The sequence below is a fragment of the Halobacillus sp. BAB-2008 genome, assembly GCF_000328325.1.
Classification (GTDB): domain Bacteria; phylum Bacillota; class Bacilli; order Bacillales; family Halobacillaceae; genus Halobacillus.
Window position 1 is genome coordinate 18,839 of sequence record NZ_ANPF01000035.1, and the last position, 25,387, is coordinate 44,225.

The following is a 25,387-nucleotide window of genomic DNA, read 5'->3' on the forward strand; positions in this document are numbered from 1 at the left end:
ACTGTCAGCTTGTTTATTCTTAGTCTGTTTTGTTTATTGTTCACTTGGACGATACTCGTTTTGTATAAAAGAAAAAACAACCGCTCCGGACATTAGTCCGGCCGCGGTTGTTTTTGTTTAGATAGGAATGCCTGTATCATATTCCGGTGGCTTCCGACCATTCGGTCCGGAAGCGCTTCAGGATCTATAAATGCAAGCTGCAGCGATTCTTCGTTTCGTCTTAATATCCCGCTGTACTCCTGCGTGTGATAAACGGTTGTGACGACATAGAATTCATCACCGTTTTCCACTTTGCTGTACTGATCTTCCCCCGAATAGACATCCATCAAGGAAAGAGTACCAAGCGTCAAACCGGTTTCCTCATAGACTTCCCTGCGAGCGACCTGTTCTGTGCTTTCGCCAAGCTCCATTAATCCGCCGGTAAGCCCCCAGACGCCGTGCGGAGAACGACGCTGCTGGAGAAGTATTTTCCCTTCTTCGTTCCTCACGATGACAACAGAACCGACAAGTATCAGCGGGCGATTACCGACAAGGGCGCGAAGTTCCTGAACATAACCCATCAGACGACCTCCCCTGTCAGTTGGCCAGGCCGACGGTTTCTTTTAGGTGACGGCCTTCTTCCAAAGCCTTCAGGAGGAAATGAGCGACGTCGCCCCGATTGATTCTTCTTCCATCCTTAGGAACTGTAGGCGAAGTACGGTACATCTTTGTCACACCACCGTCATCGAGGCGCATCGGACGGGCGATCGTATAATCGAGTCCTGCTGCCATAATGGCATTGACCGCCTGGCTGTGATCCTTAAGGACGTTTTTCAAAATAAGCCGGGACATCCACCCTGTAAAGCCTGGGATCTCTTTATAAATACCGGCAGAAGCAACGTACAGAATACGGGAAATACGATGTTCAAGCATGCCCCGAACGAGATTCCCCGCCATTCTTTCCAGATTATCCTTCTGTTTCAGGCTGTCAGAGCCGAGACACGATACGACAGCCTCCTGTCCTTCCATTACAGCGGAAACGGCTTCTCTGTCGAGGGCATCTCCCTCTACGACACGTAGGCGCTCATGGACAAGCATCCATTTATCCGGTGTCCGTACAAAGGCGGTTACCTCATGGCCTGATTCAAGTGCCTGTTTCACAAAGGAAAGACCCGTTCCTCCAGTCGCACCAAATACAACGATTTTCATAGATTCCACCTCCAAGACTTCCTTCTACTCTATTATAACTTGGAGGTGTTGGGAAACCAGCATTCAGCTCTCCATCCGTCTCAGGAGAGCTGTGAATAGAACAGCACCAATAACCATTATACCGCCGATCCAAGGTGTATGGATCAGACCGATGGAATCTACAATCAACCCACCGACAAAGGAACCGATGGCAATACCGACATTAAAGGCCGCGATATTCAAAGCGGAGGCGACATTGACAGCAGAAGGGACGTATTTCTCCGCCAGCTGAACCACTAATATCTGCAAAGCAGGAACGTTCATAAATGCAAACAGTCCCATCAGGAAGAGTACGATCAGACTGACGGCCTTGAATGGAATGGCAAAAGTAAGCACGGTCAGAACCACTGCCTGAAAGATGAACATCCAGAACAACGCCTTCAGCGGGTTACGGTTGGAAAGCTTCCCGCCGACCGTGTTACCGATCGCCACTGCCACTCCGTAAACGAGCAGGATGACACTGACAAGGCTGGGAGCAAAGCCGGTGATATCCTCTAACAGTGGAGCCAGATAGGTAAACGCAACAAATGTTCCACCATACCCGAGAGCCGTTATAAGGAAAGCAAGCATAATCTTACTGTTCTTTAATATTTTCATTTGATCCGAGAATTTGGAGGGTGGTGCTTCCTCTAAATCTTTCGGTACAAGTAAAGCACTTGCAATGATGCCGATCACACCAAGTAAAGCCACACCGGCGAAGGTCGCCCTCCAGCCGAAGTGCTGACCGATGAAAGTACCGATCGGGACGCCTGTTACCGTGGCTACCGTCAATCCTGTAAACATAAAGGCAATTGCACTTGCCCGCTTATTCTCAGGGACAAGACTTGCTGCAATGGTCGAACCGATGGAAAAGAAAATACCATGAGAAAAAGCCGTAATTACGCGCGCAGCCAACAATATACCGAAACTGGACGATAAAGCAGCGATGGAATTACCTATAATAAAAATTACCATAAGTGCCATAAGCAGATGCTTTCGTCCCATTCTACTTGTTAAAGCAGTCAAAACAGGAGCACCGACGGCAACCCCCACCGCATAACCGGAGATCAACAAACCGGCAAGTGTAATGGAAATAGATAAGTCACCTGCAAGGGAAGAAAGCAGGCCGACTGGAACGAATTCTGTCGTTCCGATACCAAAAGCACTGATCGCAAGAGCTAATAATGCAAACGTATTGCTGTTTTCTTTTGTTTGAATGGATGCCTTTCCGACACCTTGTGATTGGGAACTCATTCTGTTCCTACCTCCTCTTTTCATGATCAAAACGAGGCGCCTTTCGTTTCTAGAAACGATTATGCCTGCTTTTCCATGACTTGAGAAGTACGCACTTCCGGGTGCTATAGGAACTTATAAGTAACATTTATGACACACCAAGGGTTCTACCGAGATAAAAAAATAGCCAAACAGGTCGAACCATGGTAATTTAGTGTATAGCAATTATAAACTGTACCGTCTAAAAAGTACCTTAGGGAAGGAGAGTTAGACATGGCCAAGTACAACATCCCTGTAGAGGCTGCATTGGAAGTCATCGGAGGTAAATGGAAGGTCGTCATCCTCTGTCACTTGATCAAAAAGAAAAGGCGCACGTCCGAATTGAAACGCTTGATGCCCGGCATCACACAAAAGATGCTGACTCAGCAGCTTCGTGAATTGGAATCAGACGGCGTCCTGAACCGCATCGTTTATAATCAAGTACCACCGAAGGTAGAATATGAACTGACGGAATATGGATGGACGTTGAAAGGTGCCCTCGACATGCTTTGCGAATGGGGTGAACAGCATATCGAGAATACGTACCCGAACAAAGAAGATGTGCTCCTGGACACAGAGGAATTAGAAAAAGTATAGAAGGACAGATAACCATTGCTTGGAGCAGGCTCCTTGCAGACAGTGCATTCATATTAAGAAAAATCCCTCCTGATCCATGGAGGGATTTTTATTTGCCGTAACCTAAAGAGGCCGCCTCTAATTTTAAGCATAAAAAAAATCGTTACATGACGTAACGATTTCTGTTCTATAATCTCCAATTTTTATGCGCAATTGTTGATAATAATAATGGCGGAGGAGGAGGGATTCGAACCCCCGCGAGCCGTAAAGCCCCTGGCGGTTTTCAAGACCGCTCCCTTCAGCCAAACTTGGGTACTCCTCCGTATGACCGACAATAAATATATTACCATTTATCATCTCTTTCGTCAATACATCCTGAAGATTTTCCCTAAAAAACCCCGGAATAATGACTGCTTTGTTATTATACAAAATCCGTATTGCCTTCGTCAACTAAAATCGACAACTTCCGATGCCGATGAACACGATGAGCTTTCCATGAGGCGGATGACCCTCCTGATCGTTTTGCTCTTCCAGGGTCTCATTGCTGAAAAAAACCGTACAGACAGGATCTGTACGGTTTTTTCTCTTATTTGCTGATGACGTCTTTGCCACCCATATATGGACGAAGCACTTCCGGCACGACGACAGAACCATCTTCCTGCTGATAGTTTTCCAAGATCGCTGCAACGGTACGACCGATGGCAAGTCCGGAACCATTCAGTGTATGGACGAATTCCGGCTTCGCTTTCTCGTCACGGCGGAAACGGATACCGGCTCGACGCGCCTGGAAATCTTCAAAGTTAGAGCAGGAGCTGATTTCGCGGTATGTTTCCTGACTCGGGATCCACACTTCGATATCATATTTCTTCGCTGCTGTGAAACCAAGATCGCCTGTGCACATGCTCATGACACGGTAAGGAAGTTTCAACAGCTGGAGTACTTTCTCCGCATGACCGGTGAGTTCTTCCAATACATCGTAAGAATCCTCCGGCTTGGCAAGCTGGACAAGCTCGACTTTGTTGAATTGGTGCTGGCGGATGAGTCCGCGGGTATCGCGGCCGGCAGAACCTGCTTCAGAACGGAAGTTGGTGCTGAAAGCGACAAACTTCTGTGGAAGATCTGCTGCACTTAATATTTCTTCCCTGTGGAAGTTCGTAACTGGAACCTCTGCCGTTGGAACGAGGTAATAATCCCAGTCCTGAATCTTAAAGGCATCTTCTTCGAACTTCGGAAGCTGGCCTGTACCAGTCATAGAGGTACGATTAACCATTTGTGGTGGCAGCATCTCCTGATATCCGTGCTCATCAGAATGAAGGTCCATCATGAAGTTGAGCAGGGCACGCTCCAAGCGGGCACCAAGGCCTTTGTAGAATACGAAACGGCTTCCCGTCACCTTAGAGGCACGCTCGAAGTCCAGCATACCAAGGTCTGTCGCCACGTCCCAGTGCGGCTTCGCTTCAAAGTTGAAGGCAGGGAGTTCTCCCCATTTTCTCGCTTCCTGGTTGTCGTCTTCATCTTCTCCGACAGGAACACTTTCATGAGGAATGTTCGGAATAGATAACAGCATCGTTTCCAATTTCTCCTCGACTTCTTTCCATTCTGTATCAAGCGTTTTGATACGATCGCCGACTTCGCGCATTTCCTTAATCTTATCGTCCGCATCTTCCTTCGCTTTCTTCAGTTGGGAGATTTCCTTGGAGACTTCATTCCTCTTCGCTTTCAGCTCTTCTGTTTCCTGAATCAGCTCCCGGCGTTTACTGTCGAGATCACCGAATGCATCCAGATCAGACAAGTCTTCCCCGCGGTTTTGCAGCTTCGCTTTTACTTCGTCAAAGTTCTGACGCAGATACTTCATGTCTAACATCATCTATTCCTCCTTGTTATTTTTTTGCCTATAAAAAAAACTCCCGTCCCTTATATAAAGGGACGAGAGCTTTTCTATATGCTTCCCGCGATACCACCCAAGTTGAAGGTACCATGACCTTCCGGCTTCTACTCATAACGGTGAGCACCGGTACAGCTTACTGGACTTCGGCTGCACAACTCAAGGATGGATTCACACGGCTTCCCCGTCAGTTCTCACCAGCCACTGACTCTCTTCAAGGAGAAGGGACGTGCTACTATTTCCTATCATCGCGTTAATTATAAAGGTTGTGTTACATAAGATTAGCGGATTTAAAATTATAATGCAAGTGTTTTACGGGGAGTTCTCCACCATTTTCACAAAATGAGCCGTGATGCGGTGGTCATCTGTCAATTCAGGGTGGAAAGAACATGCCAGGTACTGGTCCTGCTGAGCTGCAACGATATGTCCGTCATAGCGGGCCAGCACTTTCGTTTCTTCACCGACACCTTCGATATAAGGAGCACGGATGAAGACCGCATTGTATCCTTCCGCCACCCCTTCGATATCAAGATCCGCTTCAAAGCTTTCCCGCTGTCGGCCGAAAGCATTGCGGCGTACTTTGATATCCATCAGACCGAGGTGGACATCATAGGAACCGTCGATTTCAGAAGCAAGGAGAATCAGGCCGGCACACGTACCGAAGATCGGCTTCCCTGCTTTTCCGAATTGACGAATCGGCTCAAGGAAATCGTATTTGTCAATCAACCGGCGGATGGTTGTGCTCTCTCCACCGGGAATGATCAAACCGTCGATTTGTTCCAGCTGTTCCTTCTTCTTAACGACGACAGCTTCTGCTCCTGATGCCTCGACAGAACGAACATGCTCACGAAAAGCGCCTTGTAAACCTAATACACCGATTGTAGTCATGATGTCATTCTCCTTTACTTACTGGCTGCGTTCCTGCATGCGCTGATCAGGTGTAAGAGTAGAGATTTCCATCCCTTTCATCGCTGTACCCAAGTCTTTGGACAGCTCACCAATCAGTTTGTAGTCCGTATAGTGAGTCGTCGCTTCTACGATCGCACGAGCGAATTTCTCAGGGTTGTTGGACTTGAAGATACCGGATCCAACGAATACACCGTCTGCTCCAAGCTCCATCATAAGAGCCGCATCAGCCGGAGTAGCAATTCCACCCGCTGCAAAGTTTACAACAGGAAGACGGCCTTCTTCACGGATTTCCATAAGAAGATCGAACGGTGCGCCGTTTTCTTTAGCAAATACCATGACTTCATCTTCAGACAGACCGCGAAGTTTACGGATTTCTGATTGTACTTGACGCATGTGGCTTACTGCTTCCACGATGTTTCCTGTACCAGGCTCACCTTTCGTACGAAGCATGGAAGCTCCTTCACGGATACGACGAGTCGCTTCTCCGATGTTACGGCATCCACAAACGAAAGGAACCGTGTAGTCATCTTTCTTGATGTGGTAGATTTCATCAGCTGGAGTCAGTACTTCACTCTCATCGATATAATCCACACCCATCGCTTCAAGGACACGAGCTTCTGTGATGTGACCGATACGTGCTTTAGCCATTACCGGAATAGAAACAGCATTCATGACTTCTTCTACGATCGTTGGATCCGCCATACGAGCGACTCCACCTGCAGCACGGATGTCTGCTGGTACACGTTCAAGAGCCATAACGGCTACTGCGCCGGCCTCTTCCGCGATTTTTGCTTGCTCTGCGTTTACGACGTCCATGATGACGCCACCTTTTTGCATTTCGGCCATTCCGCGTTTGACGCGATCCGTACCTGTTTGTGACATGATATATTCCTCCCTGACAGCTATATGTTTCAAGCATTTTAAATTTTTTGAATCATAGATTCTTATCCTCTATTGTAACGCATTACCGCTTTAAATCCTACAAAATATGTAGGTTTTTTTATGTTAGAACCAACCTTTGACCATATCTACGGCACCAGTGAAGATATCCGCAAAGAATTGGCCGATTGCTCCAAGCATCAGCATGAACCAGTTTGATTTATCGACGTCTTCCGCAGCGACGAGTTCAACGGTCTCCCCTTCATCAGAAACAAGGTTGCTGTAGTTATCTTCCCCGTTATAAACAAGAACGGCCGTTCCGACTTTGTCTCCCTTTTTGACCGGGGCGACAAGTTCTCCATCTTCATTCAGCTTGTCCTTATCCAACTTGTACTCCAGTGTGTATTGATCTTCTTCGGCATTCTTCACCATGGTGCTTAATGCTTCGCTTGTCTCAATAGCGACACTGTCTTCTTTCCCTTTAGCAACAGAAACGGTCGATTCTTCCTCTTTCGCATATCCTGCCGGGAATAGTTCCTGGCGGGAGAATTGCTGGAATCCGTAATCCAACAGTTCGGCTGTCTGCTGGAAACGGCTCTCACGGGTTTCTGATTTCATAACGACGGAAATCAGACGTACACCGTCCCGTTCAGCTGTTCCTGTAAAGGTATTGCCCGCAAGCTCGGTATAGCCGGTTTTCAAGCCGTCCATGCCTTCATATTCGAACTGCTTCAAGTTCTCTCCAGGCATTCCCGGAAGCATCCAGTTCCAGTTCGTGACGGTTTTTCCTTCGAATTCCAATGTCGGCTGACTGGAGATTTCCAGTGCCTGCGGATAATTATTGATCAGGTGATAAGCAAGCGTGGCAGCGGATTTGGCAGAAAGCATGTTGACTCCATCTGCCGCCGTTCCTTCTGGGTGGTTATCCCCGAGGTGGGCGTTATCTAATCCAGAAGCGTTCACGAATTCATAATCCGGAAGACCTAATTCCTTGGCTTTTTCATTCATCATTTTGACGAATTCGCCTTCACTTCCACCAACCAGCTCGGCCAGTGTAATCGTCGTGGCGTTATCTGAGTTGATCGCCATCGCTTCATATAGTTCTCGTACCGTATAATCTTTATTCATTTTTAACCCGACACCTGAATATTCAGGGTTGGCGGATATTTCATAAGCATAAGGACTGATTTGTGTTGTCGTATCCCAGCTGATTCTTCCTTCATCAATCGCTTCCAAAACGAGATACTCTGTCATCATCTTCGTCATACTTGCTGGAGGTAGAGTTAAATCTGCCTCTTTTTCATACAAAATCTTCCCTGTGTCTGCATCAACGAGGATCGCTGATTTCGCCCCAACGTCAACGGTGCTTGCATATGTACTCAATGGACTCATAAATACGGCAAACACTGTCATAAGCACGACCATAGTCATGGCCACTGATGCTCTCAATCTTTGTTTCAACTTTCTCGACCTCCACCCTTAAAATATGCATCCTCGTTATTTTATCACATGCGTATATAAAAGAATAGACAGGGAAAAGTCCCTGTCTATCGGATATACAGAGGGTCAAACGGAGTAGTTTGGCGCCTCTTTCGTAATCTGTACGTCATGCGGATGGCTCTCTTTCAGGCCTGCACCTGTGATACGGATGAACTGGGAATCGTTCCTTAGTGCGTCGATTGTCGGTGTGCCGCAATAGCCCATACCGGAGCGTAGTCCGCCGAGAAGCTGATGGATCGTATCCGCAAGCGGCCCTTTATAAGGCATGCGGCCTTCGATTCCTTCCGGTACCAGTTTCTTCGCTTCCTGCTCATTTTGGAAATATCGGTCTTTCGATCCGGATTCCATCGCGCCGACAGAGCCCATACCGCGATACACTTTAAAGCGTCGGCCTTGGAATATTTCCGTTTCACCAGGGCTTTCTGTTACACCTGCCAGAAGACTGCCTAGCATAACAGCATGTCCACCAGATGCAAGCGCCTTGACGATATCTCCGGAATACTTGATACCACCGTCTGCGATGATCGGTTTGCCGTGGCGGGCAGCTTCCGTTGCACAATCATGAATGGCAGTGATTTGAGGAACTCCGACTCCTGCTACGACGCGGGTCGTACAGATGGATCCAGGTCCGATTCCGACCTTCACGACATCCGCACCTGCTTCGATCAATTCGCGTGTCGCTTCCGGAGTCGCGACGTTTCCGGCAATGATATTGATTTCAGGGTGACGGTCGCGGATACGTTTCACTTGTCCGATAACCCCTTGGGAATGGCCGTGAGCCGTATCGACGACAAGGGCATCGACGCCGGCATCCACAAGTTTATCAATTCGAGTCATGGCGTCTGCTGTGACACCTACCGCTGCGGCAACCAGCAGACGTCCTTGAGAATCTTTCGCAGAGTTCGGGAATTCGATGACCTTCTCGATATCCTTGATGGTAATCAAGCCTTTCAGTACGCCTTGGTTATCGACCATCGGAAGCTTCTCGATCTTGTATTGCTGAAGGATCTTCTCCGCTTCATCCAATGTCGTGCCGACAGGAGCTGTGACCAGGTTTTCGCTTGTCATTACTTCACGGATCGGAATGGAGTAGTTTTCGATGAAGCGAAGGTCACGGTTCGTCAAGATTCCGACAAGTTTCTGTTCTTCTTCATTGTTTACGATCGGTACACCGGAAATACGGAACTTGCCCATCAAGTGTTCGGCATCAAAAACCTGATGTTCCGGTGTCAGATAGAATGGATTCGTGATGACGCCGCTCTCGGACCGCTTCACACGATCGACATGCTCAGCTTGTTCTTCGATCGACATATTCTTATGAATGACACCAAGACCGCCTTGTCGTGCCATGCCGATCGCCATCGCTGCTTCCGTAACCGTATCCATACCGGCACTGATGATCGGCATATTCAACCGAAGCGTCGGGGATAGTTCTGTCGCTAAAGAAACATCACGCGGCAGGACATCTGATTTAGCAGGCAAAAGCAGTACATCGTCAAATGTTAAACCTTCTTTAGTAAACTTGTCTTCACGCATGCTTGACCTCTCCTTTTCTTCCTTCAAATAGTTTGGGTGAAAGTGGGTAAAATAAGTGGTACATTCGCAACATTAATTACTTATTGTTATTTACAATACGACAATGATAGTGCTTTTTCAACCATAAAAATATTGGGAGAAACTCCCTTGTAACAGTGGAAAGGAGAGGAAGCGTTGCCAAATCACGATACGATTCTGACCTATCTGCAGGTCACTGCCCATTCCCGCCCGTTTCTTCAGGCTTGCTATGACAAAATCGGACATCACAAAGCGGAGCATCACGCCTATAACAACGCCGATCGATTCCAATACGGGTTACTTCTCGGCGGCGACTACTGGCGGACGGCTCTTCAGACACCGCTCAGCGTAAAGCCTCTCCTGTTCTATTACGGACTAAACCACTTTATGAAGAGCTGCCTGCTTACGGTCGACCCTGGTTATCCAGCAACGGCAAAAGTGCTTGCCCACGGGTTATCTACGAGAAAAAGAAAAAAACAGCATTACCGGTTTCTTGAAGATGATATAAGGATCCAGCCCCACGGCTTGTTTCAGCACGCGGCGCATCATCTTTTTCAATTCTCCTCGAACAAAGAGAAAGTATCGATGGATGAACTGCTCCGACCGCTTCCGGCGATGGACACCATCTATCAATGGAAAGAGGAAAAAGCCAAAGAACCGGATGAAAACTGGCCGGAGCTGCTTCGTTACTTCGCCGTCCTCTACAATTTAAGTATGCTTGTCCGTTATGAGGGCGAGTGGTGGGGGGAGATGGAGCAGATGAAGGACAGAGAGGATTACGTCTTCATTCTGCATTTCCTCGAAACCGCTTCGGAAAGAATTCCGGAATTGATTTCTTTATGGATGAAAGACCAGTGGTCATCGGTTCCATGACGTCACTGGTCTTTTCTTTATTCATAGACTTCTTCAATATATAAATCCAAGTGTTCTTTTAAATTAATAATGGAATCGTTACTTTGAACAATCGGTCTGACTGGATCCTGTTCATCTACAAAGAGAATATCCGCTTTACTGTTATCGGAAAGTCGTACCTTCGTACCAATTGAGTAGCCTGTCAGTTCTTTGGCTAAGGTTTGAATGACTTCCTGGTGATACCGTCCCATCTGCTTCTGCAGCATTTCCTCGAGTACTAGAAACGGAGAACGCCGTTCCCTGTAATGGCGCTCGGACGTCATGGCATGGTACATGTCACTGACGGCAAGGATTTGACTGAACATGTGAATCTTGTCGTGATGCAGGCCAAGTGGATATCCGGTCCCGTCCATCCGCTCATGGTGCTGGAGGATCGCAAGCTTGGACTCCTTGCTTAACGAAGCGATTTTCTCTGTCATTCGGTAGGATAAGGCGGGATGATTCTTCACCTGACTGTATTCCGTTTCGGTGAGTGCAGCTTCTTTACTGGTTATCCGTTTATCGATCCGGGCCATTCCTGCATCAGCTAGTGCCCCTGCAAGCCCTACCTGAATCCATTCTCCATAGCTGTATCCCATCTTTGAAGCCACATAGCCGGATAAGAGGCCGGTCGCCACTCCGTGATGATACATATAATCAACAGCTGTCGAATGATGATGAAGTGTAAAGATGTCCGATTTTGATTCTACCGACTTCTCAAGCAGGGGCACCATGATCCGCCTTACTTCTTGAATATCGACGGCGGACCCGGCCTGCCAGGAATTGTACCATTCCTTATAGGATTGAACGGCATCCAAGTACTGCTCTTCGAAAGTATGCAGTATAACAGAAGAGGGAGAAGGCATATTGGATATCGATTGTTCTGTTTCTGTGTCTGTGTCTTGCTGAGGAATGAACGGTGTGCCGTCGGAACGCTTGTGGGATATTTCTATGTAAGGGATTTGAAACTTCTTCAAAACTTCGATATGAACCGGTTGAACAATGGTATTTTTCGGAATGATCGGTCGCTGTGTACGTCCTTTCACGTCTTGAACGATGATGCATCCCGGTGTCAACTGCCCTGGACTCACTCTCATACGTACTTCCACCTCTCTTGTAGAAATAAAAAAGCCGCCTGCCGCTAAGGAACGACAGGCGACGGTATTTAAGCTTACGACTCTTCTGTAGGATCGTTACCGGATTCAGATTCTGTTTCCGAAGCTTCCTGCTCCGCCTGCATTTCGGCTTCTGCTTCCATTGCTTCTTCCAACAGTTCTTCTTCCTCTTTCTCGGATTCAACCCGGGCGACAGTCGCCACTTCTTCTCCATCTCCAAGACGGATCAGGCGGACTCCTTGTGTGTTACGTCCTGTTTCGGAAATACTTTCCATCGGCATGCGGATCAAGACACCGCTTGCTGTGATGATCATGATATCCTCTTCACCGTTTACGGCTTTTGTTGATACAACATGACCGTTCTTATCTGTCAGATTACACGTGATGATTCCTTTACCACCACGGTTTGTAATTCTGTAATCACTCGCAGGGGTACGCTTTCCGTAGCCATTCGTCGTTACGGTCAATACCTGCAGGGAGTCATCAAGGATTTCCATGGAAACGACGTGGTCATCGTCACGGAGGGAAATTCCCTTCACACCAGCTGCTGTACGGCCCATTGGACGAATCTGGTCTTCATTGAACCGGATCAGATATCCGTTCCTTGTTCCGATCATGATATCCTTCGATCCATCCGTAAGACGAACGGAGATAAGTTCATCATCTTCCCGAAGGCCGAGGGCGATCAGACCGCCTTTACGAATATTGGCGAACTGGGACAATGTCGTCCGTTTCGTAATCCCGTTTCTCGTTGTGAAGACGAGGTACCAGTCATCTACGAAATCTTCGACAGCGATGACGGCATTGATCCATTCATCCTGCTCGATATTCAGCATGTTGATGATCGGGATTCCTTTCGCAGTACGGCTGAATTCCGGTACTTCATACCCTTTTGCCTTGTAAACCTTCCCTTTGTTGGAGAAGAACAACAGCGTATTGTGAGTAGAAGTAGAAAGCAGGTGTTCCACGAAATCTTCTTCATGAGTGCCCATTCCCTGTACTCCGCGTCCTCCGCGGCGCTGGGAACGATACGTGGTTGCAGGAAGACGTTTCACGTATCCCTGGTGAGTCAATGTCACGATGACCGTCTCTTCCGGAATCAGGTCTTCATCTTCAATAAAGTCTGTACCGCCAAGGACGATTTCTGTACGGCGCTCATCATTGTAACGCTCTTTGATGTCGAGGAGCTCTCCACGAATTATCTCAAGAACCTTCTCGTCATCGGCCAGGATTGCCTTCAATTCGGCAATATGCTTGATAAGCTCCTGGTACTCTTCTTCGATCTTCTCTCTTTCAAGACCAGTCAAACGCTGAAGGCGCATATCAAGAATCGCCTGGGCTTGTTTCTCTGAAAGACCGAATCGTTCCATCAAGCCGTTTCTCGCAATGTCTGTCGTCTGCGATTCACGAATCAGCGCGATCACTTCATCCAGATGATCAAGTGCGATACGCAGCCCCGCCAAAATGTGGGCACGCGCTTCCGCTTTTTTCAGTTCGAATTCTGTACGTCGTCTGATAACGACCTTCTGGTGCTCTAAGTAATGCTCCAGACACTGCTTAAGGTTGAGGACCTTCGGATGGCCGTCAACGAGAGCAAGGATGTTGATGCCGAAAGTAGACTGCAGAGCTGTCATTTTATACAAATTATTCAAGAGGACGTTCGGATTCACATCTCTGCGAAGCTCGATAACGACACGCATTCCGTTCCGGTCAGACTCGTCACGAAGATCGGTGATACCGTCAATCTTCTTATCACGGGCAAGATCGGCGATCTTCTCTACAAGACGGGCTTTGTTCACCTGGTATGGAAGCTCTGTGACAAGCAGACGTGTTTTGCCGTTCGCCTGTTCTTCAATATCGACTTTGGCACGAACGGTAATCGAGCCTTTCCCAGTTTCATAGGCTTTACGGATACCGCTCAAGCCAAGGATCTTACCGGCAGTAGGGAAGTCCGGGCCGTAAATATGATTTTCCATCAATTCCTGGATTGTAATATCCTCATCCTTACTCAAGGCAAGGACTGCGTCGATGACTTCCCCCAACTGGTGGGGAGGGATGTTTGTCGCCATACCGACAGCAATTCCCGCTCCTCCGTTCACGAGCAAGTTCGGGAATTTGGATGGCAGAACGGCTGGTTCACGCTCGGTACCATCATAGTTGTCATTGTAATCGATCGTATCCTTGTTGATATCACGAAGGATCTCCATCGAAATTTTGGACATTCGGGCCTCTGTGTAACGCATGGCGGCTGCGGCGTCCCCGTCCACAGAACCGAAGTTACCGTGACCGTCTACAAGCATGTAACGGTAGTTGAAATCCTGCGCCATACGGACCATCGTATCGTAAACAGCGGAATCTCCGTGCGGGTGATACTTACCGATAACTTCCCCTACGATACGAGCCGATTTCTTATAAGCTTTATCTGCGTGCATTCCAAGGTCATGCATGGCATACAATATTCTCCGGTGTACAGGCTTCAATCCATCCCTTACATCCGGAAGGGCACGGGCGACGATAACACTCATCGCATAGTCCAGGAAAGAGGTTCTCATTTCCTGACTGATATTGATTTCCTGCACGCGCGGGCGTTCGGGTTGATCGACCATTCTTTCTACCTCCTAGTTGCCTTTCAAAGAGAAGCAGCCGCAAAAGGCTGCTCCCTCCTCTTCCCTCCCATCCAAACTGGTGGAAAAGAAAAAGACTGCTGATCTATCTATTTACACATCAAGATTCTGTACATACTGGGCATTTTCCTGAATGAAGTTACGACGCGGTTCGACTTTGTCTCCCATCAGGATATCAAATGTTTCATCAGCGCCCATCGCATCTTCCAGATTCACCTGAAGCATCGAACGGGTTTCCGGATCCATCGTCGTCTCCCACAGCTGTTCCGGGTTCATCTCTCCAAGTCCCTTGTAACGCTGAATCCCTGGTTTCGGTGAAGCAGAAAGCTGGGCAAGCATGGAATCAAGCCCTTTGTCGCTGTAGGTATAGTACGTCGCTTTCCCCTGCTGGATCTTATACAGCGGCGGCTGGGCGATGTAAATATAGCCTTTTTCGATCAGAGGACGCATGTAACGATAGAAGAACGTCAGCAGCAATGTACGGATATGGGCACCGTCGACATCGGCATCCGTCATGATGACGATCTTATGGTAACGGGCTTTCTCTATGTCGAAATCTTCACCGATTCCCGTACCGAGCGCCGTAATGATTGTTCTGATTTCGTTGTTGGAAAGAATCTTATCCAGGCGCGCTTTCTCTACGTTGATGATCTTACCTCTCAATGGAAGAATAGCTTGGAAGTGCCTGTCACGGCCCTGCTTTGCTGAACCTCCGGCAGAGTCACCCTCAACGATGTACAGTTCTGATATTTTGGCATCTTTGGAAGAACAGTCTGCTAATTTACCAGGCAGGTTGGATACTTCCAATGCGCTCTTACGGCGGGTCAATTCCCTGGCTTTCTTCGCTGCCATTCTTGCTCTTGAAGCCATCAGGCCCTTCTCGACAATCGTTTTCGCCATTTGCGGGTTTTCAAAAAGGAATCTGGAGAAATTCTCTGAGAACAAGGCGTCCGTCACGGTTCTCGCTTCACTGTTCCCAAGTTTCGTCTTCGTCTGTCCCTCAAACTGCGGATCCGGGTGTTTGAGCGAGATGATCGCTGTCAGTCCTTCCCGGACGTCGTCCCCGGTCAAGTTCGGATCGGTCTCCTTGAACATGTTGTTCTTGCGGGCGTAGTCGTTAATGACACGCGTCAGTCCTGTCTTGAACCCGGATTCATGTGTTCCACCTTCATAGGTATGGATGTTGTTCGCGTAGGAATAGATATTGCTTGCGAATCCATCGTTGTACTGCATTGCGATTTCGATGGATATTTCATCCTGCTCGCCTTCGATGAAAAAGGCATCATGCAGTACTTCACGCGTACGGTTCATGTGTTCGACGTAGGAAAGGATCCCACCTTCGAAATGATATTGGACCGGATCTTCATCCGTACGTTTATCATCGATCGTTATCGTCAATCCTTTATTCAGGAAAGCAAGCTCACGCAGACGGTTGGCCAGGATTTCGAACTTATACTCCTGCGTTTCTGAGAAGATCTCTTCATCAGGCTTGAATGTGATGCGTGTTCCAGTAATGTCTGTCTCACCGATCACTTTCAAATCATCCGCAGGTACACCGCGGTGGTAGGCCTGGTAATAAATGTTCCCATCCCGGTGAACGAATACTTCCAGCTTCGTTGATAAGGCGTTCACGACAGAAGCTCCCACCCCGTGCAGACCTCCGGACACTTTGTATCCTCCGCCGCCGAATTTACCGCCGGCGTGGAGAACGGTCAGGATCGTCTCTACGGCAGGACGACCGGTCTTTTCCTGAATACCTACAGGGATACCGCGCCCATTATCTGTAACCGTGATGCTGTTATCCTCTTCAATGGCAACTTCAATATGGTCACAGTAACCGGCCATCGCTTCGTCAATACTGTTATCGACAATCTCCCATACGAGGTGGTGAAGGCCCTTTTCGTTCGTCGATCCGATGTACATTCCCGGACGTTTCCGAACAGCCTCCAACCCTTCCAGTACCTGTATTTGACTCTCATCATACGCCTGTTGTTCTTCGATAATATCTTCCTTCATGGTACTCACCTACATTTCTCAAGTGGTTTTGCATTAAATCCTTTAGGACTGCTGACTGAATCTATCGCTTGTTTCTTTATGTTTCCTCCGAGAAATCCTCAAGCTTGCTTAAGGTCGTCATCATATTGGCACGTTTCTTCAACGTGAAAACAGACAGTGGACTGAAGTAGATCACATCGTTCGTTATGACGATAGACTTCGCTTGATGATCTTCTGTTTCAATAACCTGTCTGTTTTTTCGCTGATTGAAAATAAACTCCTCGATGATCGAGGAAGAAGAAATCAAGCTGTTATCGATGATCGCCACTACGTCTTCCGAATGAATCACATGGTCATCCCCGATGTGAATAAACATTCCTCCACCTCATTTCTCAACGTCTATCGTTCCTTCACGGACACGGAATATCGCAGCCTCCTCCAACGCCTCATGTTCGATCCCTTCAATGCTCGTCGTCGAAACGAACGTCTGCACTTTCCCTTGGATCGTATGAAGCAGGTGGGACTGACGGAAGTCATCCAGCTCGCTGAGCACGTCATCCAACAGAAGAATCGGGTATTCTCCCACTTCGCTGTGAATCAATTCGATTTCTGCGAGTTTCAAAGACAACGCCGTCGTCCGCTGCTGGCCTTGGGAGCCGTACGTCTGAACATCCTTCCCGTTAACATAGAACAAGAGATCGTCCCGGTGCGGACCGGCAAGCGTGGTGCCGCGTTCCACCTCTTTTGCTTCTATTTCCGCGAACTTTTCCGAATATGTCTTCTTTATTGTTTCCAAATTCATATCCTCTGATACTTTCACACTCGCATCATAGGAAATTTGTAATTGTTCCAGCTGTCGGCTGATCCCTTCATGGATCGGAGCCGCCCATGAACGAAGAAGCTGAAGGAACTTGAACCTCCGCTCGACGATCGTCGCTGCGTGTTCCATCAGCTGCTCTGTCAGGACGGCAAGCATCGTCCGGTCTGCCCCCGGCTTTCTCTGCAGGTCTTTCAATAAATGATTTCGCTGCTTGAGTATTTTTTGATACTGTCCGAGGTGATAAATATACCTTGGCTGGATCTGCCCGATTTCCATGTCGATAAACCGACGACGCACCTGAGGACTCCCTTTGACAAGATTGAGATCCTCAGGTGCAAACATGACGACATTCAAAGCGCCGATATAGTCACTCAAACGCTTTTGTTCCATATGATTCAACTTCGCTTTTTTCCCTTTATTGGAAATGATGATTTCAAGGGGAAAGCGTTGATTCCGTTTAGAAATACTACCTTTTATTTTACCATACTCTTGATCCCACTGTATCAATTCTTTATCTCTCGGCGTCCGGTGTGAACGAGTGAACGCTAAGACATAGATCGCTTCCATCAAATTGGTTTTACCCTGGGCATTTTCACCAATGATGACATTGATCTTATGGTCGAAAGTCAGGGAGAGATCATCATAATTCCGGTACGATCTCAGGGACAGTTCCTTGATATGCATAAGTAAGGGGTATCCCGTTACCCTTCCTGGACAACGGTGTAGCTGCCGAATTGTTCTATTTCTACTGTATCTCCCAGGTACAGTTTGCGCCCACGGCGGTTTTCCGGTTCCCCGTTGACATACACCTCGAATTCTGCCAGAAAAATCTTCACCATTCCTCCGGATTCGACAATGTTCGCCAATTTTAGAAATTGACCGAGAGGAATGTATTCTGTCGTGATACCGATTTGTTCGCTCATTTTATCCACCCTATTCCATGAATTAACCTATTCTCCATTTTACTAAAGAAAAGTTTGTAAAGAAAGTACTTCCCGTTTCTTCCGGTTCCTATTTCAGGAAGGAAATAAAAAAAGGTGCCATTATGGAGTCCATAACCACACCTTTGTAAATACTATTCTGCCCCGGTCTGATCAGTATGTCCGTACCGGAAGGATCAGCTGGAGGATTTGATCGTCGTCTACGGGACGGATCAAGAACGGACGCATCGCTCCGGTAAATTCGACCTTCACCTGATCATAATCCACCGCTTTTAAAGCGTCCATCATATATTTCGCACTGAACGAAATTTTCAAGTCTTCCCCTTCGACATCATTCGCCAAAACTTCTTCGACGACATTACCGACTTCCGGAGAATTCCCTGTAATTTCGAGATGATTGTTTTCTTTTGTCATCAGACGAACAACATTGTTGCGGTTCTCTTTCGCTAGAAGAGAGGCACGATCGACAGACTGAAGAAGTTCCTTCGTGTCGATTTGAACGATCGTTTTGCTGTGATCCGGAATGAGTCGGGATGTTTCCGGATAGTTCCCATCCAATAAACGGGACAAGAAGTACAGGTGCTTCGTCCGGAACAACACTTGGTTGTCTGTCACACTGATTTCAATGGTATCTTCCGAATCAGCCAGAATCTTGTTCAATTCCGTCAGGCTTTTCCCTGGAATGACAATGGGTGGAAGCGTCGTACCTGCCGGCTGCTCCAATGGAAGCTTACGAGATGCAAGACGGTGGCTGTCTGTTGCGATGAACTCAAGTTCCCCTTCTTCCATCCGTACATGTACCCCTGTCAAAATCGGACGCGTTTCGGAAGTGGACACAGCAAAGACTGTTTGACGAATCAAATTCTTCAACAGATCGATCGGCAGTTCAAAGCTGTCCTCTGTATGCAGCTGAGGGAGCTGTGGATATTCTTCCGGGTCTTGTCCGTTCAGATGAAATTCCGCACTTCCAGAGCGAATAGTTACGTTTCTTGAGTTATCACTTTCAATTTCCACCGTATTTTGTGGAAGCTTTCTTACGATGTCAGGGAAGTACTTCGCCTGAAGAACAATGCTCCCCGGTTCAATATTCTCTACATATACGATTCCGTCTTCTTCTTGCGGAATGAACGACTCAATTGAAATATCAGAGTTACTACCCGTCAATTTAATTCCTGCAGTACTCGCTTCTATTTTCATTCCTGTGAGTATCGGGATAGTTGTTCTTGAAGATATGGCCTTCATGACATTCTGGACACTCTCGATCAATTGATCCCTCTGGATTATAAATTTCATTGCATACACTCCTCCTAATGAGCATATATTTAATTAATATTATTAAAAAAAGTAGTAATAGTACTAGTATGCGCTGTGGAAATGTGGATATCTTTATTAAACGCTTATGTGCCTAGGTTATCCACATGTGGACAGACTGTTGATGAACGTGCAACCGTTATTCACATTATCCACTTAATGAGACTTGAGCTGTTCCTTGATTTCTTCCAACTCTTTTTGGAGCTGCTGGTCATCTGCCACCATTCTGGAAATCTTCTCGTGGGCGTGAATGACTGTCGTATGGTCACGGCCTCCGAATTCTTCGCCGATCTTCGGCAGAGAGAAGTCCGTCAGCTCTCTTGATAGATACATAGCGATCTGTCGCGGGAATGCCACGGATTTCGTCCGCTTCTTCGCAGGGAAATCTTCTAATCTTACATTATATTTCTCGCCGACCATTTCCTGAATAGCTTCAATCGTAATTACTTTCGGTTTCGAGCTCGGGATGATATCCTTCAGCGCCTCTGCTGCCAGGGATGCATTAATGTCGCTGTTGATTAAAGAGGAATAAGCGACGACACGGATCAATGCTCCTTCCAGTTCACGGATGTTCGTATCGATCTGGTTTGCGATATAAAGCATCACTTCATTCGGTATGTCGAGCCCGTCTGCTTTCGCTTTCTTCCTTAAGATCGCAATTCTCGTCTCCAGGTCTGGAGGGGTGATATCGGTGATCAGGCCCCATTCAAAACGGGATCGCAGACGATCTTCCAATGTCGGAATCTCCTTCGGCGGCCGGTCACTGGAGATGACGATCTGCTTGCTTTCCTCATGGAGTGTGTTGAACGTATGGAAGAACTCCTCCTGCGTCTGTTCTTTCCCAGCCAGGAATTGAATATCATCAATGAGAAGTACATCGACGCTGCGGTATTTATTACGGAAATTGACCGCTTTGTTATCACGGATCGAGTTGATGAACTCGTTCGTGAACTTTTCTGATGACAAATAAACCACTTTCGCATTCGGATTGTGGTCTAGTACATAGTGACCGATAGCGTGCATCAAGTGAGTCTTGCCAAGTCCTACCCCTCCATAGATGAACAGCGGATTATACGCTTTGGCCGGAGCTTCTGCTACAGCGAGCGACGCCGCATGGGCGAAACGGTTTCCGGAACCGATGACGAACGTGTCGAACGTGTATTTTGAGTTCAACATGCTCTGCGGAGACTCTTCATTGCCGTTATTCTTCACATTCGGAACCTTTTTAGAAGAGAGTTTTACATCTTCAAGCGAGTCGTCCTTCGATTCCGGAATGATGAATTTTGTATCTAATTCTGCTCCTGTCACTTCATATAACGTCTCCGTTATAAGACCTTCATATTGATTTTCAAGCCAGTCTCTGGCGAATTCATTCGGAGCAACAATAGTTAACGTATTTTCGTTCAAAGAGTCGGCTTTTGTCGCCTTCAGCCACGTCTCGAAGCTGGGCTTGCTGATTTTCTCTTTGATCTGATCCAACGTATTCGTCCATAATTCATCGATGTTCTCCAAAATGTTCACCCCTTTCTGTTTCATTGGAAAACAAAAAAACCTTTCGTTCTCTTTTTCGAACGTAGCAAAAGGATCGAAAGGCATTCGTATAAGATTTGTATAAAGTTTTTCGGGATCCAGTACTCTTTTGCATGTGGATATTTAAAAAGTTGATAGTAATAGGGTTCGAGCTTCTTATATTCACTATCCACATTCTTGTGAATAACTGCATAAACAAGTGTGTTAATAACTGTCCACACGTTATCCACAACCTGTGGAAAAGATTTTTCGTGTTTTTTAGCTATTCACGGTTGAGCACAAATATAATACCAGATAAAATAGTGTCTTGCAATGGTTCCACGGAACTTATCCACAATAGCTACACGTTGTAGATAAAAATAATCCACAACACTATATTTTGTGATTTACTTGTCGATATTTGTTGTGGATAGTCTGATTTCCATGAAAAATTATACACAATACCTGTGAATGTTCGCCAGAAAAGTTGTTTTTCCGCTGTGAATTGGAAGAAGATCCTCCTGTTATAAGACAGCCTGTTATATAACGGGTGTCTGGATTTAAGGGAGAAGAAGTATGGAAATGGAAGTTGACAAAACAGGGGGGCATTGATTATACTAATCGGGACTGCCTTTTAGATGTATGTATTATTGGAATATTTCCCAGGAGGTGTATATATAATGAAACGCACATTTCAACCAAATAATCGTAAGCGTAAAAAAGTACACGGCTTCCGTTCACGCATGAGCACTGCAAATGGACGTAAAGTTCTTGCACGCCGTCGTCGTAAAGGAAGAAAAGTTTTATCAGCATAGGCCACTGAAAACAATCAGTGGTCTTTTTTCAGTATAAGGGTCAGAAGAGGGGCGGATCTCTCGTCCCTCTTCTCTTTTAATTGCAGAGGAGGCGTCATCCCGGCGCTGCCTTTTTGTCTAGTTCTGGAGGGTGTTCGATGAAGAAAGCTTATCGGATTAAGAAAAATGAAGAGTTTCAGCAGGTTTTTCAAGGTGGGCAATCCTTCGCAAACCGACAGCTGGTCCTTTACTACAAAAAGAAGGCCGACCAATCCCATTTCCGGATCGGTTTATCTGTCAGCAAGAAGATCGGCCCGGCAGTCATGCGTAATCAAATCAAACGATATTTGAGACAAGCGTTCCTTGAACTGGAAGAACATATACATCCTCAATATGACTTGGTAGTGATCGCCCGCAAACCGACGAGTCAAATGGATTTCCACGAAATGAAGCGGAGTTTGACACACGTCCTTTCCCGGTCGAAGCTGCTTAATAAAAAAATTCAACGGTAAGAATATAGAATTATGAGGCGTACTAATGCTAAACTAATGTTGGCCGTATGTTTTACGTTTTCATAATTTTCTAATAGAACCTTGTAAGAGATTCATAAGGAGGAACGAAACGTTGCGGAATAAAATGATAGCGCTTCTAGCAATGGCTGGAGTGCTTACGTTCCTATCCGGGTGTACTCAGGTGAATCAGGATATCACTGCGGATAGTACAGGATTTTGGAATGAATATGTAGTTTGGCCTTTGTCACAGACCATCACGTTCTTCGCAGATGCGACCAGCGGAAGTTTCGGTTTGGCGATCATCATCGTCACCGTAATCATTCGGTTGATCCTCCTTCCTTTGAACATCAAGCAATTGAGAAGTTCGAAGGCGATGCAGGACATTCAGCCGGAATTGAAAGAATTAAGAGGGAAATATTCTTCTAAAGACCAGCAGACCCAACAAAAACTGCAGCAGGAAACGATGCAGCTTTTCCAAAAGCACGGCGTCAATCCTTTGGCAGGCTGTCTGCCGATCGTTGTACAGATGCCGATCTTGATCGGGTTCTATCATGCGATCATGCGGACTGCGGAAATTCAGACACACACATTCCTTTGGTTGGAGCTTGGTTCCCCGGATCCGTTCCTGGCTATTCTCACAGCTGCGACTACATTCTTGCAGCAGAAATTGATGATGGCAGGCGGCGCCGCAGCCCAAAACCCACAAATGCAAATGATGTTGTACATCATGCCGCTTATGATCGGTACATTCGCGTTCTTCTTCCCATCCGCGTTAGCGTTGTACTGGATCGTAGGTAACGTCGTGATGATTCTGCAAACCATTTTCATCCGTAAACCGATGATGAAAGATGCGACGGGAGGAGCAGGCGAGTGAAACAAGTAACTGCTACAGGTTCGACAGTTGATGAAGCGGTCCAATCAGCACTAGAGCAATTACGGACATCAAAGGATCAAGTAGATCTTGAAGTTATTGATGAAGGTAAGAAAGGATTTCTCGGTTTCGGTTCCAAACCAGCGATTGTGAAAGTATCGATTAAGAAAAATCCAGTGCAGGATGCAGAGACATTCATCTATGACGTAGCAGAACAAATGGGAGCTCCTGTTCAAATCCGTACAGACATTCGTCAACGGGATATTTATATGGAACTGCATGGGGACAAGATCGCTATGCTCATCGGCAAGCGCGGTCAGACATTGAATTCCCTTCAATATCTGGCCCAGCTGGTCGTCAATCGTGAATCGGACATCTTCTATACGGTCATGCTCGATGCCGAAGGGTATCGGGAGCGGAGGAAAGAGACGCTTCACCAATTGGCCCAGCGCCTTGCGGATAAGGCGGTTCGGACAAACCAGGAAGTCAAACTGGAGCCGATGCCTTCCTACGAGCGGAAAATCATCCATGCAGCACTGCAGAACCATAAGCGAGTGATAACGGACTCTGCCGGAAACGATCCGCGGAGACATGTCGTTATCAGGCCTTCATGATTCGAAAGCTAAGAATACTTCTGCCCCCGGCAGAGGTATTTTTTTGTTTCTGCTGCTTGTATTCCTGTCTCTGAATGAGGGAAATATGATAGAAACCGTTTATACACATGTGGATAACCAAAAAACAGCTGCGACGTGTTGATATCTTTTCAAAACGCGTGGGTGTGTGGTAAGGTAAGATGTTAGTGGTAACGAAAAATAACGATTGTGGATAACTATAGATGAACGATTTATTTTCAGGAGGTGAAGGCGTGTGGAAACGGATACGATAACGGCGATATCGACCCCTATGGGGGAAGGTGCGATTGCCATCGTCCGGTTGAGCGGGCCAGAAGCTGTATCGATTGCAGCGAAATTATTCAGAGGGAAAGATTTGAACGAAGCGGCATCCCACACGATGCATTACGGGAAAATCATCGATCCGGAAACGGGCGACGTGGCGGAAGAGGTTATGGTATCTGTCATGCGCGCGCCGAAAACATTCACAAGAGAAGACGTCGTTGAGATCAACTGTCACGGCGGCCTTGTCTCTGTAAATCGTCTGCTTGAAATCATCCTGGCAAGTGGTGCGAGACTTGCGGAGCCGGGAGAGTTTACGAAACGGGCGTTTTTGAACGGTCGAATTGATTTATCCCAGGCGGAAGCGGTGATGGACCTGATCCGTGCGAAGACGGACCGGGCGATGAACGTCGCATTAAAGCAGATGGACGGCCGTCTGTCGAAGCTGATTCAGGATCTGCGGCAGAAGCTTTTAGAAACGCTTGCTCATGTCGAAGTGAACATCGATTATCCAGAATATGACGACGTGGAAGAGATGTCCCATGAAATGATGAAAGAGAAGACGAAGGAAGTCCATGCGGAAGTGACGAGTCTTTTGGAAACAGCGCGACAGGGGAAAATCCTGCGCGAAGGTCTCGGTACGGCGATCATCGGGCGTCCGAACGTCGGAAAGTCTTCCTTGATGAACGCGCTTGTGCATGAAAACAAAGCCATCGTCACGGAGATCCCCGGAACGACACGGGACGTGATCGAGGAGTATGTCAACGTCCGCGGTGTACCGCTCCGGCTCGTCGATACGGCGGGAATCCGGGAAACGGAAGACATTGTCGAACGGATTGGTGTCGAACGATCCCGACAAGTATTGCAGGAAGCCGACCTCATTCTGTTTGTGTTAAACTATGGGGATGAATTCAATCAAGAAGATGAAGAGCTTCTGAAAGCCATTCAGGATATGAACGTCATCGTCATCGTCAATAAGATGGACTTAGAGAATCGGTTGGATCTGGAGCGGGTCAAGGAATTGGCTGGAGAGCATCCGGTTATTACGACAGCACTGATCCGTGAAGAAGGAATCGATCAGCTGGAGAAAGCGATCGCAGATACCTTCTTCGAGGGGGAGCTTGATGCCGGAGATATGACCTATGTGTCGAACGTTCGTCACGTACAGCTTTTGAAACAGGCGAAGCAGGCTCTGGAAGATGCCCGGGACGGCATGGAAATGGGTGTGCCGCTTGATGTTGTACAGATTGATGTAACGAGAACATGGGAGATCCTCGGAGAGATCGTCGGAGATACCGTCCATGACAGTTTGATCGACCAGTTGTTCTCT

At 47.2% G+C, this 25,387-nt stretch carries 23 protein-coding genes, 1 tRNA gene and 1 other annotated feature; of the genes, 7 read left to right on the forward strand and 17 right to left on the reverse strand.

Translation table 11 applies throughout. The annotated features are described in order from the left end of the window. Positions 1–92 precede the first annotated feature (92 nt). From D479_RS09185 to D479_RS09195, 3 genes are all read right to left on the reverse strand, one after another. The gene (locus D479_RS09185; protein WP_008636133.1) at positions 93–560 is read right to left on the reverse strand and encodes an NUDIX hydrolase; all 468 of its coding nucleotides are present in this window, start codon (positions 558–560) and stop codon (positions 93–95) included. 16 nt (positions 561–576) lie between these two features. Continuing rightward, positions 577–1,188, reverse strand: a complete 612-nt coding sequence (locus D479_RS09190; protein ID WP_008636134.1) for an NAD(P)-binding oxidoreductase — start codon at positions 1,186–1,188, stop codon at positions 577–579. A 63-nt stretch (positions 1,189–1,251) separates the two neighbouring features. After that, positions 1,252–2,460 (reverse strand): MFS transporter, encoded by a 1,209-nt coding sequence (locus D479_RS09195; RefSeq protein WP_008636135.1) that lies wholly within the window; start codon positions 2,458–2,460, stop codon positions 1,252–1,254. Positions 2,461–2,712: 252 nt separating this feature from the next. On the opposite strand from D479_RS09195, the gene D479_RS09200 reads away from it, so the two are divergent. Continuing rightward, positions 2,713–3,075, forward strand: coding sequence for a winged helix-turn-helix transcriptional regulator (locus D479_RS09200; protein ID WP_008636136.1), 363 nt, complete (start codon positions 2,713–2,715; stop codon positions 3,073–3,075). Between the two features lie 208 nt (positions 3,076–3,283). On the opposite strand, the gene D479_RS09205 is transcribed toward D479_RS09200, so the two are convergent. The 6 genes from D479_RS09205 to guaB all read right to left on the reverse strand — a co-directional run bounded on the left by D479_RS09205 (position 3,284) and on the right by guaB (position 9,763). After that, positions 3,284–3,376, reverse strand: a tRNA-Ser gene (locus tag D479_RS09205). Between the two features lie 264 nt (positions 3,377–3,640). Further along, positions 3,641–4,918: a serine--tRNA ligase gene (serS, locus tag D479_RS09215; RefSeq protein WP_008636146.1), complete on the reverse strand. Its 1,278-nt coding sequence runs from the start codon at positions 4,916–4,918 to the stop codon at positions 3,641–3,643. A gap of 55 nt (positions 4,919–4,973) precedes the next feature. Then, positions 4,974–5,197 (reverse strand) — a binding site (T-box leader). Between the two features lie 54 nt (positions 5,198–5,251). Further along, positions 5,252–5,827 (reverse strand): pyridoxal 5'-phosphate synthase glutaminase subunit PdxT, encoded by a 576-nt coding sequence (gene pdxT, locus D479_RS09220; RefSeq protein WP_008636155.1) that lies wholly within the window; start codon positions 5,825–5,827, stop codon positions 5,252–5,254. Between the two features lie 18 nt (positions 5,828–5,845). Beyond that, positions 5,846–6,730: a pyridoxal 5'-phosphate synthase lyase subunit PdxS gene (gene pdxS, locus D479_RS09225; RefSeq protein ID WP_008636157.1), complete on the reverse strand. Its 885-nt coding sequence runs from the start codon at positions 6,728–6,730 to the stop codon at positions 5,846–5,848. A gap of 123 nt (positions 6,731–6,853) precedes the next feature. Beyond that, positions 6,854–8,188, reverse strand: coding sequence for a serine hydrolase (locus D479_RS09230; protein WP_008636159.1), 1,335 nt, complete (start codon positions 8,186–8,188; stop codon positions 6,854–6,856). Positions 8,189–8,293: 105 nt separating this feature from the next. Beyond that, complete coding sequence (gene guaB / locus D479_RS09235; RefSeq protein WP_008636161.1) at positions 8,294–9,763, reverse strand: IMP dehydrogenase; 1,470 nt, start codon at positions 9,761–9,763, stop codon at positions 8,294–8,296. 174 nt (positions 9,764–9,937) lie between these two features. On the opposite strand from guaB, the gene D479_RS09240 reads away from it, so the two are divergent. Continuing rightward, positions 9,938–10,654, forward strand: coding sequence for a YaaC family protein (locus D479_RS09240; RefSeq protein WP_008636163.1), 717 nt, complete (start codon positions 9,938–9,940; stop codon positions 10,652–10,654). A 17-nt stretch (positions 10,655–10,671) separates the two neighbouring features. Here the strand turns inward: D479_RS09240 and D479_RS09245 are convergent, their stop codons facing one another. The 8 genes from D479_RS09245 to dnaA all read right to left on the reverse strand — a co-directional run bounded on the left by D479_RS09245 (position 10,672) and on the right by dnaA (position 20,990). Continuing rightward, positions 10,672–11,769, reverse strand: a complete 1,098-nt coding sequence (locus D479_RS09245) for an HD domain-containing phosphohydrolase (protein WP_008636164.1) — start codon at positions 11,767–11,769, stop codon at positions 10,672–10,674. 74 nt (positions 11,770–11,843) lie between these two features. Beyond that, a complete protein-coding gene (gene gyrA, locus D479_RS09250) occupies positions 11,844–14,393 on the reverse strand; it encodes a DNA gyrase subunit A (protein ID WP_008636167.1) in 2,550 nt (849 codons plus the stop codon). A gap of 111 nt (positions 14,394–14,504) precedes the next feature. Next, positions 14,505–16,415 carry a DNA topoisomerase (ATP-hydrolyzing) subunit B gene (gene gyrB, locus D479_RS09255; protein WP_162129324.1) on the reverse strand — a complete coding sequence of 637 codons (1,911 nt, stop codon included), beginning with the start codon at positions 16,413–16,415 and terminating at the stop codon, positions 14,505–14,507. Positions 16,416–16,503: 88 nt separating this feature from the next. After that, entirely contained in the window at positions 16,504–16,782 is a 279-nt protein-coding gene (locus D479_RS09260) for an extracellular matrix/biofilm biosynthesis regulator RemA family protein (RefSeq protein ID WP_008636169.1), read from the reverse strand. A gap of 9 nt (positions 16,783–16,791) precedes the next feature. Continuing rightward, on the reverse strand, positions 16,792–17,910 hold the full coding sequence (recF, locus tag D479_RS09265) for a DNA replication/repair protein RecF (RefSeq protein WP_008636170.1): 1,119 nt from the start codon (positions 17,908–17,910) through the stop codon (positions 16,792–16,794). Positions 17,911–17,927: 17 nt separating this feature from the next. Then, positions 17,928–18,149: a S4 domain-containing protein YaaA gene (gene yaaA / locus D479_RS09270; protein ID WP_008636171.1), complete on the reverse strand. Its 222-nt coding sequence runs from the start codon at positions 18,147–18,149 to the stop codon at positions 17,928–17,930. A gap of 171 nt (positions 18,150–18,320) precedes the next feature. Further along, positions 18,321–19,460, reverse strand: a complete 1,140-nt coding sequence (gene dnaN / locus D479_RS09275; RefSeq protein WP_008636172.1) for a DNA polymerase III subunit beta — start codon at positions 19,458–19,460, stop codon at positions 18,321–18,323. Positions 19,461–19,634: 174 nt separating this feature from the next. Continuing rightward, on the reverse strand, positions 19,635–20,990 hold the full coding sequence (dnaA, locus tag D479_RS09280; RefSeq protein WP_008636174.1) for a chromosomal replication initiator protein DnaA: 1,356 nt from the start codon (positions 20,988–20,990) through the stop codon (positions 19,635–19,637). 677 nt (positions 20,991–21,667) lie between these two features. Here dnaA and rpmH point away from each other — a divergent pair. From rpmH to mnmE, 5 genes are all read left to right on the forward strand, one after another. Beyond that, on the forward strand, positions 21,668–21,802 hold the full coding sequence (gene rpmH / locus D479_RS20200) for a 50S ribosomal protein L34 (protein WP_081594803.1): 135 nt from the start codon (positions 21,668–21,670) through the stop codon (positions 21,800–21,802). A gap of 137 nt (positions 21,803–21,939) precedes the next feature. Beyond that, complete coding sequence (rnpA, locus tag D479_RS09290; protein ID WP_008636180.1) at positions 21,940–22,293, forward strand: ribonuclease P protein component; 354 nt, start codon at positions 21,940–21,942, stop codon at positions 22,291–22,293. A 112-nt stretch (positions 22,294–22,405) separates the two neighbouring features. Further along, entirely contained in the window at positions 22,406–23,167 is a 762-nt protein-coding gene (gene spoIIIJ, locus D479_RS09295; RefSeq protein WP_008636181.1) for a YidC family membrane integrase SpoIIIJ, read from the forward strand. Beyond that, positions 23,164–23,778, forward strand: a complete 615-nt coding sequence (jag, locus tag D479_RS09300; protein ID WP_008636183.1) for an RNA-binding cell elongation regulator Jag/EloR — start codon at positions 23,164–23,166, stop codon at positions 23,776–23,778. The genes spoIIIJ and jag overlap by 4 nt, the downstream gene beginning before the upstream one ends. Positions 23,779–24,031: 253 nt before the next feature. Beyond that, a partial coding sequence (gene mnmE / locus D479_RS09305) for a tRNA uridine-5-carboxymethylaminomethyl(34) synthesis GTPase MnmE (protein WP_008636184.1) occupies positions 24,032–25,387 on the forward strand: 1,356 nt, incomplete at its 3' end.

Bases quoted from the DNA above. Each gene is read 5' to 3' on its own strand.
- D479_RS09260 (WP_008636169.1), bottom strand. From the start codon at position 16,782: ATGTTTATTCACATCGGGGATGACCATGTGATTCATTCGGAAGACGTA.
- recF (WP_008636170.1), bottom strand. From the start codon at position 17,910: ATGCATATCAAGGAACTGTCCCTGAGATCGTACCGGAATTATGATGAT.
- dnaN (WP_008636172.1), bottom strand. From the start codon at position 19,460: ATGAAATTTATAATCCAGAGGGATCAATTGATCGAGAGTGTCCAGAAT.
- rpmH (WP_081594803.1), top strand. From the start codon at position 21,668: ATGAAACGCACATTTCAACCAAATAATCGTAAGCGTAAAAAAGTACAC.
- pdxS (WP_008636157.1), bottom strand. From the start codon at position 6,730: ATGTCACAAACAGGTACGGATCGCGTCAAACGCGGAATGGCCGAAATG.
- pdxT (WP_008636155.1), bottom strand. From the start codon at position 5,827: ATGACTACAATCGGTGTATTAGGTTTACAAGGCGCTTTTCGTGAGCAT.
- D479_RS09200 (WP_008636136.1), top strand. From the start codon at position 2,713: ATGGCCAAGTACAACATCCCTGTAGAGGCTGCATTGGAAGTCATCGGA.
- yaaA (WP_008636171.1), bottom strand. From the start codon at position 18,149: ATGAGCGAACAAATCGGTATCACGACAGAATACATTCCTCTCGGTCAA.
- rnpA (WP_008636180.1), top strand. From the start codon at position 21,940: ATGAAGAAAGCTTATCGGATTAAGAAAAATGAAGAGTTTCAGCAGGTT.
- D479_RS09245 (WP_008636164.1), bottom strand. From the start codon at position 11,769: ATGAGAGTGAGTCCAGGGCAGTTGACACCGGGATGCATCATCGTTCAA.
- D479_RS09195 (WP_008636135.1), bottom strand. From the start codon at position 2,460: ATGAGTTCCCAATCACAAGGTGTCGGAAAGGCATCCATTCAAACAAAA.
- guaB (WP_008636161.1), bottom strand. From the start codon at position 9,763: ATGCGTGAAGACAAGTTTACTAAAGAAGGTTTAACATTTGACGATGTA.
- D479_RS09185 (WP_008636133.1), bottom strand. From the start codon at position 560: ATGGGTTATGTTCAGGAACTTCGCGCCCTTGTCGGTAATCGCCCGCTG.
- gyrA (WP_008636167.1), bottom strand. From the start codon at position 14,393: ATGGTCGATCAACCCGAACGCCCGCGCGTGCAGGAAATCAATATCAGT.
- D479_RS09190 (WP_008636134.1), bottom strand. From the start codon at position 1,188: ATGAAAATCGTTGTATTTGGTGCGACTGGAGGAACGGGTCTTTCCTTT.
- serS (WP_008636146.1), bottom strand. From the start codon at position 4,918: ATGTTAGACATGAAGTATCTGCGTCAGAACTTTGACGAAGTAAAAGCG.